This window comes from Xanthomonas sp. AM6, from assembly GCF_025665335.1.
In the GTDB taxonomy this organism is placed as follows: Bacteria; Pseudomonadota; Gammaproteobacteria; order Xanthomonadales; family Xanthomonadaceae; genus Xanthomonas_A.
In genome coordinates, this window is record NZ_CP106869.1 from 2,372,018 (window position 1) to 2,387,655 (window position 15,638).

The window sequence follows — 15,638 nt, forward strand, 5'->3', positions numbered from 1 at the left end:
GGAACTTCAGGCGGTGGCGGTGCGGTCAGGCCGAGAAATCCACGACCGTCTTGCCGAGTTGCGGCTGGGTCCGGTTGCGTTCGATCGCCGCAGGCAGGTCGTCGAAACGCACGACGGCGCCGACCCTGGACTGCAGGCGTCCCTGCGCCACGTCCTCGGCGATCGCGTGCAGGCGCGCGGCATCGGGCGTGTTCACGAACCACAGGCCGCGGCGTCCCGCCGGGGTGCTGGCCAGGATCGCCGGCGACACGGTGCTGACGATGGCGCCGTCCTCGGCGAGCACGGACCACGAGCGGCTCAGCACCTCGCCGCCGACGTAGTCGAGCACCAGGTCGATGTCGGTCAGCGAACGCTCGAACTGCTCCTGGTCGTAGGCGACGACGTGGTCGGCGCCCAGGCTGCGCACGTAGTCGGCCTGGCTGGCCAGGGCGGTGGCGTACACCACCGCGCCGGCCTGGTGCGCGTACTGCACCGCGAACCCGCCCAGGCCGCCGGCCGCGCCGTGGATCAGGATGCGCTGCCCGGCACGCAGCGGGCCGGCGAAGTGCAGGCTCTGCCATGCCGCCACCGCGGCGACCGGCAGCGCCGCAGCTTCCACGAAACCTAGGGCGTCGGGCACCAGGCTGAGATTGGCCTCGGCGACGGCGACCAGTTCGGCGTAGGCGCCCAGCCCGCCGAGCGACCCCATCACCCGGTCGCCCTTGCGCAGCCGGGTGACGCCCGCGCCGACCGCTTCGACGATGCCGGCCAGCTCGATGCCCAGCACGGTCGGCAGCTGCAGCGGGAATGCGTCGCGCACGTAGCCTTCGCGGACCTTCCAGTCCAGCCCGTTGACGCCGGCGGCCTGGACCCGCACCAGCACCTGGCCGGCGGCGGCGGTCGGCGCGTCGATCGACGCGATCCTGGCGGCGTCGGCACCGCCGTATTCGGTGAGAAGCAATGCACGTACGTTGTTCATAGGAACCTCTTTCGGGGTTGGGTTGCGGACGACCCAGACGATAGGTGGTTTCAAATTCGAAACGAAGACTCTAAAATATAGATACCTCGTATCAAATGTGAGACAAATGGATCTCAACGCGCTGGAGGACTTCCAACTGGTGGCCGCCCATGGCGGCTTCGGCAAGGCCAGCCGCGCGAGCGGCCGCTCCAAGGCCACCCTGTCGCGTCGCGTCGCCGATCTGGAAGAGGCGCTGGGCGTGCGGCTCATCGAGCGCGGCACGCATCGCCTGGAATTGACCGAAGCCGGGCAACTGTTGCTGCGCAGGACCGAAGGGCCGATGCGCGAGGTGGCCGAAGCGGCGGCGGCGGCGCGCGATGGCATCGCAATCCCGCAAGGCCGGCTCCGGATCGCGGCGCCGATCCTGTTCTCGCAGGTGGCGCTGGGGCGGATCGCCGCCCAGTTCGTGGCCGGCTACCCCGAGGTGCAGATCGACGTCGTGGCGGCGGATCGCGTCGTCGACCTGGTCGACGAACATTTCGATGCCGCCATCCGCATCAACCCGCGCAAGGACAGCAACCTGGTCGGCCGCTGCTTCGCCAGGGACAGGATGGTGCTGGCCGCGGCGCCCTCCGTGCCGATGCCGACGGGCGCGCGCGACACGCCGTTCCGGGTGCCGGCGGCGGTGATGCCGAGCTATCGCGACGGCGACGTCTGGACCGTGCGCAACGGCCAGTTCAGCGTCGAGCCGCAGCCGGTCCTGCGCCTGTCCTCGCTGCTGATGATCCGCGATGCCATCGCCGCTGGCGCCGGCGTGGCGATGCTGCCGCAGTCCATCGCCGGCAGCCTTCTGGAGAAGGGCGAACTGGTGTCGTGGGGCATCGTCGGCGACGAAGTCGAGCTGTGGGTCCTGCACACCTCGCGGCGCCTGCAGAGTCCGAAGGTGCGGGCTTTCGTGGAGTTCATGTGCAACCAGTACCCGAGCGGCGCGTTCGCCATTCCGATGCGGTGAACGGAGTTGGCGGCTACGAGCCGGCTATCGACGCGGCGTAGCGGGGACTCGCGCTGGCGATCGAGGGCAGGGCCGGCGATCACTCTGGATATTGCAGCGGCGATGCTCCCGCGGGCGCCACACGCGCTCGGTGCGGCGTTCCAGCCCTGCGACACCCCCGGGACGGCGCGCGGGTGCGGGCGTGGCCAAGGGTGGTAAGTCGCTTGTAAGTCGCGGCGCCAGAGAATGGCCGCGTTCCCACCCCACAAGGCACGCTTCGATGCACAAGTCCCTCGCCCTCCTCATGCTGGCGTCGCCGGCGATCGGCATGGCCCAGAACAGCACGACCGCAGACCTGTTGCAGGAGGTCGACGACGACCGTTGGAGCATCGGCGTCGGCGCCAATGCGCGGCAGAGCACGTATGCAGGCGAGGGGACCCGCATCAGGCCGTTTCCGCTGGTGACGTTCGAAGGCGAGCGGTTCTTCTGGAACGGATTGTCGGCGGGGGTGCATGTCCTGGAGACCGACCAGATCGGCATCGACCTGATGATCGCCGGGCGGTTCGATGGATTCGACATCGCGGACCTTGGCCAGCGCGAGCTCGTCGCCAATGGACTGAACCCGGCATTGCTGGAAGACCGGGACGATGCACTCGACGCAGGCATTGCGATCCGTTGGTTCGGACGCGCCGGGCAATTGAAGCTGCGCGCCCTGGCGGATGTGACCGACACCAGCGGGGGCCAGGAAGTGACGCTGGATTATGGGTATGCGTTACAGTGGGGAAAGACGACGGTGGTGCCCGGCGCGTCGGTGACGTGGATGTCCAAGGACATCGTGCAGTACTACTACGGAATCACCGACAAGGAAGTGGCGCGTGGCGTGGCGGCGTATGCGCCGGGTGCTGCGGTGGTGCCACAGGTCAACATCGGGTTCCAGCGCTCGTTGGGTGAGAAATGGAAAGTGATCGGCGCCGTGAATTACCAGTTCCTGCCAAGCGAAATCACCGACAGCCCGTTGTCCGAGCCGGATACCGATGGCAGCGCGGGAGTGCGGATCGGCATCACCCGCAGCTTCTGAGCATGAGGTGTTCATGGCGGTGACAGTCGCGTCCGACACCACCCACAACCGGGTCGCCCTGGTGGAGGACCATTTGCGCTTGGCCGGCTTGGTGACCCGAGGGTTGCAGTCGGCAGGTATCGCCGTCGATCACTATCGCAGCCTCGAGGCCACGTGCCACGCCCTGCGGGACAGGCGCTACGCGGTGGTCATCGTCGACCGCGGCTTGCCCGACGGCGACGGCCTTGAGCTGGTGCGGCGGCTGCGCGCCGGCGGGGACCAGACGCCCTGTCTGATGCTGACTGCGCGCGACGCGTTGCGTGACCGCGTAGACGGCCTGGACGCGGGCGCGGACGACTACCTGGCCAAACCCTTCGCATTGGACGAGCTTGCCGCGCGGGTGCGGGCGCTGATGCGCCGCACGCCGCAGCTGCAGCGCTCGCAGCCGGTGTTCGGCGATCTGGCCGTGGAGCCGCACCACAGCGTAATGCGCTGCGGTGGGCAGACGGCGGCGCTGTCATCCTCGGAGTTGCAGATCATCATTGCCCTGGTGCGCGCTGGCGGCCGCACAGTACGACGCGACACACTGGAACTCGCCGCGTGGGGCGTATCGGAGGCGGTCACGCCCAACGCGCTGGACGTGGCCATTCACCGCCTGCGCAAGAAACTGACGGCGCTGCGGTCGTGCGTGAGCGTGTCGAACATGCGCAGCCAGGGTTTCTCGTTGAGTATGCCGGATGCGCCTGCATAGCCTGTCTGCGCGCTTGCTGGCCGCAGCCGTGGCGGGCCTGATTGCCGCGACCGCGGTGGGTGCCGCGGTGCTGGGCCTGCAGATGTGGCCGGATGACCCCGCGCGGATCCTCCGGGCCGAGCTGGCCGAAGAGGTGCAGCACATCACCGACGGCATGCGCGTGGACGACTCTGGCCGAGTGATGGTGCGGCTGAGCGATGACAATGCGGCGATCTACGATGCGATGCCGCGCGATGCAGCCTACGAAGTGCAGGACGCGCGTGGTCGTGCGGTAGCCCACAGTCCCGATGGGCCGGCGCTGCGCGCACTGCGTGCGATGTCGCCCGACGCGAAGGTGCTGCATGTCGACGTCCGTGGACGCAGTCTTGCGTTGGAAGCCACCCAGGTGGGCGTTGCCCACGCGGGTGTTCCATTCACCGTGCGCGTGGCACGCAGCCACCGCCTGGTGACCACCTTGCAGCACCATGCCGGCGAGCTGTATCTGCGGGCGCTCCTGCTCACCACCGCGGTGGCATTGCTGATCTTCGTGGGGGTGGTCTATCTGACGGTCACGCGCATGCTCAGACCGATACGCGCCGTCTCCGACGCCGCCGCCGCGATCGGCCCACGCAACCTCGCTGCACGATTGCATGGCGACAGCCTGCCTGCCGAATTGCGTCCGCTGATCGCGGCCTTCAATACGATGCTGGACAGGCTGCAGGCCGGATTTCAGGTGCAACAACAGTTTCTCGCCGCGGCCGCCCATGAACTCAAGACGCCATTGGCGCTGCTGCAAGGCGAGATCGAACTGGGCGGTGCCGCCAATCGCGAGCTGCTGCTGCGCGACACCGCGTTGATGGCGAGGCAGGTCCACCAGTTGCTGCAGTTGGCGGAGGTCAGCGAAGGGCACAACTTCCGCTTCTCCAGCATTGCGCCGGAAGCCGTGCTCGAGGATGCGGTGCGCTACCTGCAGCGCCTGGGCCAGCAGCATGCGGTCAGCGTGGTCTTCCGGCAGGCCACGGCGACGGCGTCGGCCGTGGAAGCCGACAGCGCGGCGCTGTTCGTGCTGGCCAAGAACCTGTTGGAAAACGCGATCCTGCATAGTCCGCGCGATGGCATGGTGGTCTTGGCGCTGCATGCGAACGGGTTCAGTGTGCAGGACCAGGGGAACGGAGTGGCGCCAGGCGACCGGCCGCACCTGTTCGCGCGGTTCTGGCGTGCGCGCACCGATGAGCGCGAAGGCGCTGGCCTGGGCCTGTCGATCTGCGCGGAGATCTGCGGCGCGCACGGCTGGCGTGTCGCGCTGGCCGATAGCGGTGGCCGTGGCGGCGCACGCTTTGTGGTCGTGTTCGACGCCACCGCGGAGCTGCGCCCGTGAGAGAGGACGCGATGGAGACGCAGGCGGCCCTGCGGTCGTTGGTTCTGGAGTTGGCGAGGCTGATCGACCCTGCGCCGGGGTGCGCTGAACACTGGTTTGATGCCGACGCCATCGACGCACTCGGCGGTCGTACCGCCGCGCAGATGATCGGCGACGGCGATGGCATCGCCGTGCTGGCTTTTCTGATCCGCATCGCTCACCTGCAAGCGGCGCGACCCGTGGGCGCCGGTCTGCCATCCGATCCGTGCCGCCGACAAACGCCCCGGCCCGTAAGTAGCGGGTAAGCGCCAGCACGCCACAGTACGTGCTGCGCATCGCTCGCCATCCCGGCGCCGCGACGCTCCGTGGACACTGTGGACATGAAACGGGACGAGATCGCTGCTCTTGTGGCACGCCTGTGCTTCGACACGCATCCGCCTGCACTGGCAAGGTGCCTGGGTGGACGGGCGAGGGTGCCTGTGCTGGCGCTGGTCGCGCTGCTGGCGGGCGTGGCGGGGTGGGCGGCCGGCACGCTCGGCCGCGGCAGGGCGGCCGAGGCGGCGAGCATTGCGGACGCCGCGCCGCTGGGAATGCTCAGCATCACGACCGCAAAGGCGCGCCAAGTGCAGTGGCAGGAGCAGATCCTGGCCTCGGGTGCGATCGTGCCGTGGCAGGAGGCGTCGTTGGCGTCGCCGTTGAGCGGCTTGCGGGTGGCCAGCGTCGAGGCCGATGTAGGCGATCTGGTCAGCAAGGGACAGGTGCTGGCCAGGCTTGACGATGCGGTGCTGCGGGCCGACGTCCAGCGCCTGCGCGCCGCGCTTGCACAGGCGCTGGCGCTGCACGCTCAGGCCCGGCGCGACAGCGAGCGTGCCGTGGCGCTGCGCGCGAGCAAGTTTCTCAGCGAGCAGGCCATCCTGCAGGCGACCACACGCGAGGACACGGCCGCCGCCGACGTACGCGTGGCACAGGCGGCATTGGCCGCCAAACAGATCGATCTTGCCAACACGGTGCTGCGCGCGCCTGATGCGGGAGTGATCAGCGCCCGCACCGCCACGCCTGGCGGTGTGCCGCAGGAAGGCGAGGCGTTGTTCACCCTGATTCGCCAGCAGCGGCTGGAATGGCGGGGCGAGGTGACGGCCGCGCAGCTGTCGACGATCGCCAGAGGCCAGACGGTCCGCCTGGCCCTCCCCGATGGCACCTACGCTGAGGCGCTGGTGCGGCAGAGCTCGCCGGCGCTCGGCACCGATTCGCGCCTGGGACTGGTATACGCGGATATCCGCAGCGGCTCCACTGCGAGGGCCGGGATGTATGTGGAAGGACGCATCGGTGGGGAGACGACCCCGGCCGTGACGCTGCCGGCTGCCTCGGTCGTGGTGCGCGACGGACGCAGCTGCGTGTTCGTGCTTCAGGCCTTGGGTGCACGCAACAAGGTGGTGTTGCGCCAGGTGGCGGTACGACGGCGCCAGGGTGCGTTGGTGGAGATCGTAGCCGGCGTGTCGGCCGGTGATGTCGTGGCATACGAAGGCGCCGCCTTCCTGGCCGACGGCGACCAGGTGCGGATCGTGCCGACGCCGGCAGCTGGCGCCCGTACCGCCGCGCTGAAGGCCGGGTCGCAGTGAGTGCAGCAACCTGGCCTATCCGCCACCCGGCCCCGGTGGTGTTGTTGTTCCTGCTGCTGGCGCTGGCTGGCTGGACCGGTTTCAACAACCTGCCTGTGCAGGATCTTCCCGAGATCGACCTACCCACCATCAACATCGCGCTGGTGCAGCCTGGCGGCTCGCCGCTGCAACTGGAAAGCGAGGTTGCGCGGCCGGTGGAGGACGCGCTCGCCGGACTGGTCGGGCTGCGCCATGTGCGCACCACCGTATTCAATGGCTTGGTGCGGGTGAGCGCCCAGTTCGAGATCGGCAAGCCGTTGCAGGAGGCGTTGACCGAGACCAAGGAAGCGGTCGACCGCATGCGCTCGACGTTGCCGTCCACGGTGCTGCCCCCGTCGGTCAGTGCGGAATTGCTTGGCAGCAGTCCGATCCTGGGTTACGCCGTGCAGGCGAAGGATATGGACGAGCAGCAGTTGTCCTGGTTCGTCGACGACGTTCTCGCCAAGGCGTTGCGGGTACTTCCTGGCGTCGGCCGGGTGGCGCGGGTGGGAGGGGTCGAACGCGAAGTGCGCGTCGAGCTCGACCCGACGCGGATGGCTGCGCTCGGCGTCAGCGTCGCCGAAGTCTCCCCGGCCATCGGCCGTGTGCAGCAGCAAGCCGCTGGCGGCACGGCACGCCTTGGCGAAAGCATGCAGCCGCTGCGCACGGTGGCGACATTGCAGCAGGCGCGCGAATTGGAACAGTTGCCGATCCCGACGGCGGATGGACGCTGGCTGCGGTTGGAACAGGTGGCGCGTATCGTGGACGGTCCACGCGATCGCACCAGTGCTGCGCTGCTCGACGGCAGGGCGGTGGTTGGCATAGACATCTATCGTGCGCGTGGACGCGACGAAACCCAAGTGGCGGAGGCGGTGGAGCAGGCTCTGTCCGAACTGGCGCAGCGCTACCCGGACGTGCTGGTGACGCGGGTGGCAGGCAGCGTCGACTACACGCAGGAACAGTTCGACGGCTCGATGCAGCTGTTGGTGGAAGGCGCACTGCTGGCCGTGCTGGTGGTGTGGTGGTTCTTGCGCGACTGGCGTGCCACCGCGGTGGCCGCGATGGCGCTGCCATTTTCAATCCTGCCCACTTTTGCGCTGATGCCATGGCTGGGCTTTTCTCTCAACACCTTGACCCTGCTTGCGCTTGCGGTGGTCGCCGGCATCCTGGTCGACGATGCGATCGTCGAAATCGAAAATATCGAACGCCACCGGCGATTGGGGAAGCCCTTGCGCGTGGCCACTGCCGACGCGGTGTCGGAAATCGCGGTGGCGGTGATCGCCACCACGCTCACGCTGGTGGCCGTGTTCCTGCCGACCGCGCTCATGCCGGGCATCTCCGGCCTGTTGTTCGCACAGTTCGGCTGGACCACCGTGGTTGCCGTGCTCGCCTCGCTGCTGGTAGCGCGCTTGCTGACACCGTTGTTGGCGGTGCACTGGCTGGCCGAGACGCCCGCCGCGCATCGCCAGGAAAGTGCCTGGGTCACCTGGTACCGGGCGCGGGTGGCGTGGTGCCTGCAGCATCGCGCCCCGACGCTACTGCTGGCCGCGGCGGTGCTGGTTGCATCGCTGGCCTTGCTGCCGCTGATACCAACCGGCTTCATCCCGCCCGCCGAGCAGGGCTATGTGCAGATCGGCGTGGAGTCGCCGCCGGGAACGTCGCTGGAGCGCTCCACCGCAATGGCCGAGCGGGTGCGCCAGGCCGTGGCGGACGTGCCCGGCGTCGCGCAGGTGTTCGCCAGCATCGGCGGCACCGAAGGCGATGCCGGCATGTCGGTGTCCGAGATACGCAGGGCGGTGCTGACCCTCACCTTGGCCAAGCGTGGCCTGCGCCCACCGCAGCATGAAATCGAGCAGCAGATCCGCGACCGGTTGGCCACGCTGCCCGGCGTGCGCGTGACGGTTGGCGGAAATGCCCCCGGGGGCGAGGTCGCCCTCATCCTGGCGAGCAACGATCCCCACCTGCTGGCGGCCACGGCACGTTCGCTGGAGCGCGAAATGCGTGGCGTGCGCGGGCTGGCCAACGTGACCTCCTCCGCCAGCCTTGAGCAGCCGGAGCTGGTGGTGCGCCCGATGCTGGGCCTTGCGGTGGAGCGGGGCGTGGAAACCCAGGCCCTGGCCGACACCGTGCGCATCGCGCTGGGAGGCGATTACGACACCGACCTGCCCAGGTTGACGCTCGACAGCCGCCAGATCCTGATCCGCACCCAACTGCCGCAGGCCGCGCGCAGCGACCTCGAAACGCTCGCCCAATTACGCGTGCCGGGGCGGCACGGCCCGGTGCCATTGGGCAGTGTGGCAAACGTGGCCATGGAGAGCGGGCCGTACCAGTTGGAGCGGTTCGACCGCCAGCGCTATGTCACGCTCAGCGCAAGCCTGACCGGGCTTGCGCTCGGACAGGCCAACGCCGCCATCGCCGCGCTGCCCACCAGCCAGGCCATGCCCAAAGCGGTCACACGGATCGAGACCGGCGATGCCGAACTGGCTGCGGAAATGGCAGGCGGGCTGGTCGGCGCCATCGCCGCCGGTATCGTCTGCATGTACTGCGTGTTGGTGTTGTTGTTCAAGGACGCGTTCCAGCCGATCACCATTCTGTCGGCGGTGCCGCTGTCACTGGGTGGCGCATTCGTTGCCTTGCTGCTGAGCTCAATGGAACTCAACGTGCCGAGCATGATCGGCCTGATCATGTTGATGGGAATCGTGACCAAGAATTCCATCTTGCTGGTGGACCATGCCGAGCAGGCATTGCGCAACGGCGGGGCGTCTTCCGCGTCGCAGGCCATCGCCGAGGCCGCCGCGCAGCGTGCCCGCCCGATCGTGATGACGTCGCTGGCGATGATCGCAGGCATGTTGCCCATCGCGCTCGGACTCGGTGCCGACGCCAGTTTCCGGCAGCCAATGGCGATCACCGTGATCGGCGGCTTGCTGACCTCGACCGTCCTCAGCCTGTTGGTGGTGCCGGCGCTGTACGTCAGCATTCGACACGGGGCGGCTGCCGCACGCCGCACGGTGGTCGCCGGCGCTCGGCGCTAGTGCTACGTCTGTTCCACCGCCGCGTCCGCGGCGAAGTCGGTGGATTCGCTGAGCGCGCGCCAGCGTTCGAGCTCGGCCAGGCGCGCCTGGTCGGCGGCGCGGATGCCGGCGACCGCGTCGCTGCCCAGGGCGAGCCGCAGCGGCGGCGCCTCCATTGCCGCCAGCGCGAGAATCGCCTGCGCCGCCCGCGCCGGATCGCCCGGCTGCCGGCCGTCGTACTGGCGCTGCCGGCGCGCCGCGGCACCGACCACGGCATCGTAGTCGGCGCGGCCTTCGCGCAGCGAGGTCGATGCGCCGGCGAAGTCGGTGCGGAACCCGCCCGGTTCGAGGATGGTGACGTGGACGCCGATCAGGGCCATCTCCAGGGCCAGGCATTCGGAGAACCCTTCCACGCCCCATTTCGCGGCCGAATACGGCGCCCGCCCCGGCGCGCCGAGGCGGCCGCCCACCGACGACAGTTGCAGGATCCGCCCGCTGCGCTGGGTGCGCATGACCGGGATGGCGGCCTTGGTCACGATGATGGTGCCGAACAGGTTGGTCTCGATCTGGCGGCGGAACGCGTCGAGCGGGGTGTCTTCCACCGAATCGACGTCGCCGTACCCGGCGTTGTTGACCAGCACGTCGAGCCCGCCGAAGGCATCGACGGCGGTCTGGACCGCGCGCTGTGCCGCGGCGGGGTCGGTCACGTCGAGCGGCACCGTGCGCACCGCATCGCCGTAGCGCCCGGCGAGGTCCTGCAGCTGGGCGGGATCGCGGGCCGTGGCGACCAAGCGATGGCCGGCGCGCAGCACGGCTTCGGAGAGGGCGCGGCCCAGACCGCGCGAGCTGCCGGTGATCAACCAGGTGGATGGCATGCGGGAATGCTCCTGTGGTTTCGAGGAAATGTCTGAAGGCAGAGCCGGCGGCCGTTGCTGCCGCGCATGGTGCGGCACCTGGCTGCCGGCGCGGCGCGCAGCCGCCGAACAGCCTGTTCCACCGAATGGCCCGCGCGTTGACGCTGCGCGGGCAGCGTGCTGCCCGCTCGGCGCTATCTGCGCGCGACCGGCACCGTCAGCAGCCTGCGGATCTGCGCCTCGGTGGCGGCGTAGTCGCCTTCGCCGACGTGCCGGTAGACGATGCGGCCCTGCTGGTCGATCAGATAGAACGCCGGCCAGAACTGGTTGCCGTACGCGTGCCAGGTCTGGAAGTCGTTGTCCTGCGCGACCGGCCAGGTGATGCCGAAGCGCTTCACCGCGGCCTCCAGGTTGGGCAACGCTTTTTCCTCGTCGAACTCGGGCGTGTGCACGCCGATCACCACCAGGCCCTGGTCGGCATAGCGGGCGTGCCACTGCTTCACATGCGGCATGACGTTGCTGCAGTTGATGCACGAGTAGGTCCAGAACTCGACCAGCACGACCTTGCCGCGCAGCTGCTGCAGCGTCTGCGGCGGGCCGTTGAGCCAATGGCCGATGCCCTTGAACTCGGGCGCCAGCGGCGCCGGCGCGCTCGGGCTGGGCCGCACCGGATCGGCCGCCGCGCCCGGCGTGCAGGCGCTGGCCGCGACGCAGGCGGCCAGCAGGGTGACGATGGGACGGAGCATGCGCATCGGAGGATTCCTTGCCGACGAAGGGGAGGGGATGGTCTTACGCAACGGAAATGCGCACGTCGATGTTGCCGCGCGTGGCCTTCGAATACGGGCAGATGCGATGCGCCGCTTCCACCAGCGCCCGCGCCTGGGACGCGTCCAGGCCGGGCACGCTGACGTGCAGGCGCGCCTGCAGCTGGAATTCCTCGCCGGCCATGCCCAGGTCGACTTCCGCATCGATCGCGGTCTGCGCCGGCAGGACCAGCTGCAGCGTGCGCGCGGCCCTGCCCATCGCGCCGTGGAAGCAGGCCGACCACCCCGCGGCGAACAGTTGTTCGGGGTTGCTGCCCGGCTTGCCGCTGCCAGGGGGCGACAACGCGATGTCGAGCTGGCCGTCGTCGCTGCGGGCGCGGCCGTCGCGGCCGCCGAGGGTGTGGGTCTTGCCGGTGTACAGCACCTTGTCGATTGCTTTCATGGCGATTGCCTCTCGGTGGGGCGCCGTGGAATCACGGCGCGTAACGGGTGAACACGTCGTCGCGTTGCCTGACCCGCGACATGTGGCAGGCCGCGCAGGTGCGGTGCTGCGCCTCGTCCACCGGCTGGCCGTCGACGAAACGGCCGTAGCCCCAGCCGCCGGTGGCGGCGTAGCGTCTGGCGTCCTTGACCATCACCTGCACGGTGGTGGCGTGGCCGGGAATGGTCGCCGTCGCGAAATCCGGCGAGGCCTGGCGCTTCCAGGCGCGCTTGACCAGTACCGCTCCGTCGGGGAACGGCAGCACGCCGTCGCGATAGGCACGCATCGCCACCGGGTTGCCGACCACCGCCCGCAGCTCGTCCAGCGGCGCCGCTTCCTCCGCAGGGGCGACCAGCGGCCAGTCGCGGTAGTCCTCCGGCAGCGCCACGCCGTAGATCGGCGACACCGGGCGTGGCGTCCGCCCGCGATGCGATGCCCAGCCCAGGCCGAGCGCTGCCGCGACGACAGCGAGCGCGGCGGCATAGTGAACAGGTTTCATCGTGTCGGCTCCGGTGGCTGCGGTTGGAGGGCGGATGCATCGATCACCGCCTGCGCGAACGCCGCCGGCGCCTCTTGCGGCGGGTTGTGGCCGATGCCACCGGACAGCAGGCGGTGTTCGTAGCGGCCGGTGAACTTGCCGGCATAGGCCGCCGGATCGGGATGCGGCGCGCCGTTGGCGTCGCCCTCCAAGGTGATGGTCGGCACGCCGATGGTCGGCGCCTGCGCCAGGCGCTGCTCCAGCGCGGCGTACTTCGGCTCGCCCTCGGCCAGGCCGAGCCGCCAGCGGTAGTTGTGCACGACGATGGCGACGTGGTCCGGGTTGTCCAGCGCGGCCGCGCTGCGCGCGAAGGTGGCCTGGTCGAACGTCCACTGCGGCGACGCCAGTTGCCAGATCTGACGCGCGAAATCGTGGGTGTAGCGCGCGTAGCCGGCGCGGCCGCGCTCGGTGGCGAAGTAGTACTGGTACCACCACTGCAGTTCCGCCTGCGGCGGCAACGGCGCCTTGCCGGCCTCCTGGCTGCTGATCAGATAGCCGCTGACCGAGACCAGCGACCTGACCCGCTGCGGCCACAGCGCGGCGACGATGTCGGCAGTGCGCGCGCCCCAATCGAAACCGGCGAGGTTGGCGCGCGCGATGTGCAGCGCGTCCATCAGCGCGACCACGTCGGCCGCCAGCGCGGCGGGTTCGCCGTTGCGCGGCGTCTCCGCCGACAGGAACCGGGTGCTGCCGTAGCCGCGCAGATGCGGCACGATCACGCGATAGCCCTTGGCCGCCAGCAGCGGCGCCACCTCGGCATAGGCGTTGATGTCGTAGGGCCAGCCGTGCAGCAGCACGACCACCTCGCCCCGCGGCGGTCCCAGTTCGGCATAGCCGATGTCCAGGTCGCCGGCGACCACGTGCCTGTCCGCCACCAACCCGCGGGGCGACGGTGCGGCCTGGACGGCCGGCGTTGCCGTCGGCGCGGCGGCGGGCTGCGCCGGAGCGGCGGCGGCCATGCCGGCCGCCAGCAACTGGGCGGCCAGTGCCCATGGCAGCAGGCGGGGCGTTTGGATGCGGCTCGGACGCGCGCGAGCGGCGGTAAAGGCTGGGAACGGCGATGTGGAACGCATGGTGGATTCCTCCAATGGCGGTGGTCGATGGCTCAGCGCCTGGCGCGGAGCGGGCGCAACGCGGCGCGCAGTTCGGCGCTGAACCGCTGCGGTTGTTCCCAGGCGGCGAAGTGGCCGCCCTTGTCCACTTCGTTGAAGTAGTACAGCGTCGGATAGGCGCGCTCGGTCCAGGTCCTGGGCGCGCGGTAGATCTCGCCCGGGAACACCGAGACCGCGACCGGCACGCCGATCTCGGTGGTCTTCTGCGCCGCGGCGCTGAAGTTGTTGTTGTTGTTTTCCCAGTAGAACCGCCCGGACGCGGCGGCGGTGCCGGTCAACCAGTACAGGCTGATGTCATCGAGGATGGCGTCGCGGCCGAGCACGCGCTCGGGGTCGCCGTCGCTGTCGGTCCATTGCACGATCTTGTCGTACATCCATGCCGCCAGGCCGACCGGCGAATCGTTCAGCGCATAGCCGATCGTCTGCGGGCGGGTGACCATCATCGCGCCGTAGGCGGCATTGCGGCCGAAGAAGCGGCTGAGCGTGTCGTAGGCGACGCGCTCGTCGTCCGCCAGCCCGGCCGGCGCGGGGGCGCCGCCGTTGATGCCGGCGACCAGGTCGCTGGGCACGGTGGCGGGCATGGTCAGGTGGATGCCGAGCAGGCCGGCGGGCGCCTGCCGCCCCATCGCATCGGAAATGACCGAGCCATGGTCGCCGCCCTGCGATACGTAGTGGCGGTAGCCGAGCCGCCGCATCAGCACGTCCCAGGCGCGGCCGACCCGCTCCGGGTTCCAGCCCAGTTCCGTCGGCACGCCGGAGAAGCCATAGCCGGGAATGGACGGGATCACCACGTCGAACGCATCCTCGGCGCGGCCGCCGAACGCGGTCGGATCGGTCAACGGCCCGATCGTGTCGACGAACTCCAGCACCGAGCCCGGCCAGCCGTGCGTCAGGATCACCGGCAACGCGTGCGCATGCGCCGAGCGGACGTGGATGAAGTGGATGTCCACGCCGTCGATGCTGGTCATGAACTGCGGCAGGGCATTGAGCCTGGCCTCCAGCCGGCGCCAGTCGTAGCCGCTCGCCCACCAGCCGACCAAGGCCTGCAGTTTCGCCAGTTGCAGGCCCTGGCTGTCGTCGGCCACCAGTTCGCGGTCCGGCCAGCGCGTGGCCTGCAGGCGACGGCGCAGATCGGCCAGTGCGCTGTCCGGCACATGCACCTGGAAGGGGCGGATCCGGGCGTCGTTCTGCGGTGGCGCGGGCACCGCGACACGTGCAGCCCGTGCCGGCAGCAGGCCGAGCAATGCACTGCCGCCGGCCGCCGCGGTGGCCGCACCGAGCAGGCGTCGGCGGGACGGGCTGGCGACATCGCTGGGGTGGTCGATGGACATGGCGGATACCTCTTGGCGCAAGGGGGAAGGAGGGGCGCAGGGAGGGGACGGCGCGGGACGCAAGGCTCAGATCGCCCAGCCGCCATCGATGGTCAGGCTGGCGCCGGTCATGTAGCCGGCCTCGCGGCCGGCCAGCCATGCCGCCAGCCCGGCGACTTCCTCGGGCTGGCCGACGCGGCCCAGCGGGTTGCGCTCTACCAGCTGGTCGAGCAGGCCGGCGGTGATGTCGGTCGCGATCGGACCGGGCTGGATGTTGTTGATGGTGATGCGCCGCGGCGCCAGGTCCAGCGCGAGCTCGCGCACCAGCGCGGCCACGGCGGCCTTGGTCATCGCGTAGACGCTGCCGCCGACCGCGCCGCTGCGCACCGCGGTGTTGCTGCCGATGGCGATCAGGCGCCCGCCGTCGCGCATGGCGGCCGCAGCCGCCTGCACGGCCAGGAACACCCCGCGCACGTTCACCGCGAGCATCCGGTCCAGGACGTCGGTGCGGAACGCGGCCAGCGGGCTGCCGTCGTAGATCCCGGCGTTGACCACGCCGACCTGCAGCGGGCCGAACCGCGCCACGGCCTGCGCCACCGCCGCCGCGATCGCCTCCGCGTCGGCGCTGTCGGCCTGGATGGCGATCGCCTGGCCGCCGTCGGCCTGGATCGCGGCCACCACCTCGGCGGCCTTGTCCGGCCGGGAGACATAGGTCAGTGCGACCGCATGTCCTTCGCGCGCCAGGCGCCGGGCGATGGCCGCGCCGATGCCGCGCGAGCCGCCGAAGACCAGCGCGGCGGTGGAGGTGGGCTGTGCGATGGCGCTCATGCGGGTGTCCTGTGGGCTTGCCGGCGGAGGA

General features: G+C 69.8%; 15 protein-coding genes. 7 read left to right on the top strand and 8 right to left on the bottom strand.

The window, feature by feature from the left end; translation table 11 throughout:
- Window positions 1–25: 25 nt before the first annotated feature.
- Window positions 26–958, bottom strand: coding sequence for an NADP-dependent oxidoreductase (locus OCJ37_RS09930; RefSeq protein ID WP_263113464.1), 933 nt, complete (start codon window positions 956–958; stop codon window positions 26–28).
- A 106-nt stretch (window positions 959–1,064) separates the two neighbouring features.
- Between OCJ37_RS09930 and OCJ37_RS09935 the strand changes: the two genes are divergently transcribed.
- The 7 genes from OCJ37_RS09935 (at window position 1,065) to OCJ37_RS09965 (ending at window position 9,741) form a co-directional block, all read left to right on the top strand.
- Complete coding sequence (locus OCJ37_RS09935; protein ID WP_263113645.1) at window positions 1,065–1,949, top strand: LysR family transcriptional regulator; 885 nt, start codon at window positions 1,065–1,067, stop codon at window positions 1,947–1,949.
- A 259-nt stretch (window positions 1,950–2,208) separates the two neighbouring features.
- Window positions 2,209–3,006 carry a MipA/OmpV family protein gene (locus OCJ37_RS09940; protein ID WP_263113465.1) on the top strand — a complete coding sequence of 266 codons (798 nt, stop codon included), beginning with the start codon at window positions 2,209–2,211 and terminating at the stop codon, window positions 3,004–3,006.
- A 13-nt stretch (window positions 3,007–3,019) separates the two neighbouring features.
- Entirely contained in the window at window positions 3,020–3,736 is a 717-nt protein-coding gene (locus OCJ37_RS09945) for a response regulator transcription factor (RefSeq protein ID WP_263113466.1), read from the top strand.
- A complete protein-coding gene (locus OCJ37_RS09950; RefSeq protein ID WP_263113467.1) occupies window positions 3,723–5,093 on the top strand; it encodes a HAMP domain-containing sensor histidine kinase in 1,371 nt (456 codons plus the stop codon). Before OCJ37_RS09945 ends, OCJ37_RS09950 begins: the two co-directional genes overlap by 14 nt.
- Complete coding sequence (locus OCJ37_RS09955; RefSeq protein WP_263113468.1) at window positions 5,090–5,377, top strand: hypothetical protein; 288 nt, start codon at window positions 5,090–5,092, stop codon at window positions 5,375–5,377. Before OCJ37_RS09950 ends, OCJ37_RS09955 begins: the two co-directional genes overlap by 4 nt.
- Before the next feature lie 75 nt (window positions 5,378–5,452).
- Window positions 5,453–6,691 carry an efflux RND transporter periplasmic adaptor subunit gene (locus OCJ37_RS09960; protein WP_263113469.1) on the top strand — a complete coding sequence of 413 codons (1,239 nt, stop codon included), beginning with the start codon at window positions 5,453–5,455 and terminating at the stop codon, window positions 6,689–6,691.
- 44 nt (window positions 6,692–6,735) lie between these two features.
- Entirely contained in the window at window positions 6,736–9,741 is a 3,006-nt protein-coding gene (locus tag OCJ37_RS09965; RefSeq protein WP_263113470.1) for an efflux RND transporter permease subunit, read from the top strand.
- A 2-nt stretch (window positions 9,742–9,743) separates the two neighbouring features.
- Here the strand turns inward: OCJ37_RS09965 and OCJ37_RS09970 are convergent, their stop codons facing one another.
- The 7 genes from OCJ37_RS09970 to OCJ37_RS10000 all read right to left on the bottom strand — a co-directional run bounded on the left by OCJ37_RS09970 (window position 9,744) and on the right by OCJ37_RS10000 (window position 15,607).
- Complete coding sequence (locus tag OCJ37_RS09970; RefSeq protein ID WP_263113471.1) at window positions 9,744–10,595, bottom strand: oxidoreductase; 852 nt, start codon at window positions 10,593–10,595, stop codon at window positions 9,744–9,746.
- Between the two features lie 173 nt (window positions 10,596–10,768).
- Complete coding sequence (locus OCJ37_RS09975; protein ID WP_263113472.1) at window positions 10,769–11,326, bottom strand: thioredoxin family protein; 558 nt, start codon at window positions 11,324–11,326, stop codon at window positions 10,769–10,771.
- 37 nt (window positions 11,327–11,363) lie between these two features.
- Complete coding sequence (locus tag OCJ37_RS09980; protein WP_263113473.1) at window positions 11,364–11,780, bottom strand: organic hydroperoxide resistance protein; 417 nt, start codon at window positions 11,778–11,780, stop codon at window positions 11,364–11,366.
- A gap of 31 nt (window positions 11,781–11,811) precedes the next feature.
- Window positions 11,812–12,318 (bottom strand): cytochrome P460 family protein, encoded by a 507-nt coding sequence (locus tag OCJ37_RS09985; RefSeq protein WP_263113474.1) that lies wholly within the window; start codon window positions 12,316–12,318, stop codon window positions 11,812–11,814.
- A complete protein-coding gene (locus OCJ37_RS09990) occupies window positions 12,315–13,316 on the bottom strand; it encodes an alpha/beta fold hydrolase (protein WP_263113475.1) in 1,002 nt (333 codons plus the stop codon). Before OCJ37_RS09990 ends, OCJ37_RS09985 begins: the two co-directional genes overlap by 4 nt.
- Before the next feature lie 146 nt (window positions 13,317–13,462).
- Window positions 13,463–14,800, bottom strand: a complete 1,338-nt coding sequence (locus OCJ37_RS09995) for an epoxide hydrolase family protein (RefSeq protein WP_263113476.1) — start codon at window positions 14,798–14,800, stop codon at window positions 13,463–13,465.
- A gap of 66 nt (window positions 14,801–14,866) precedes the next feature.
- Window positions 14,867–15,607 (bottom strand): SDR family oxidoreductase, encoded by a 741-nt coding sequence (locus OCJ37_RS10000; protein WP_263113477.1) that lies wholly within the window; start codon window positions 15,605–15,607, stop codon window positions 14,867–14,869.
- Window positions 15,608–15,638: the final 31 nt, after the last annotated feature.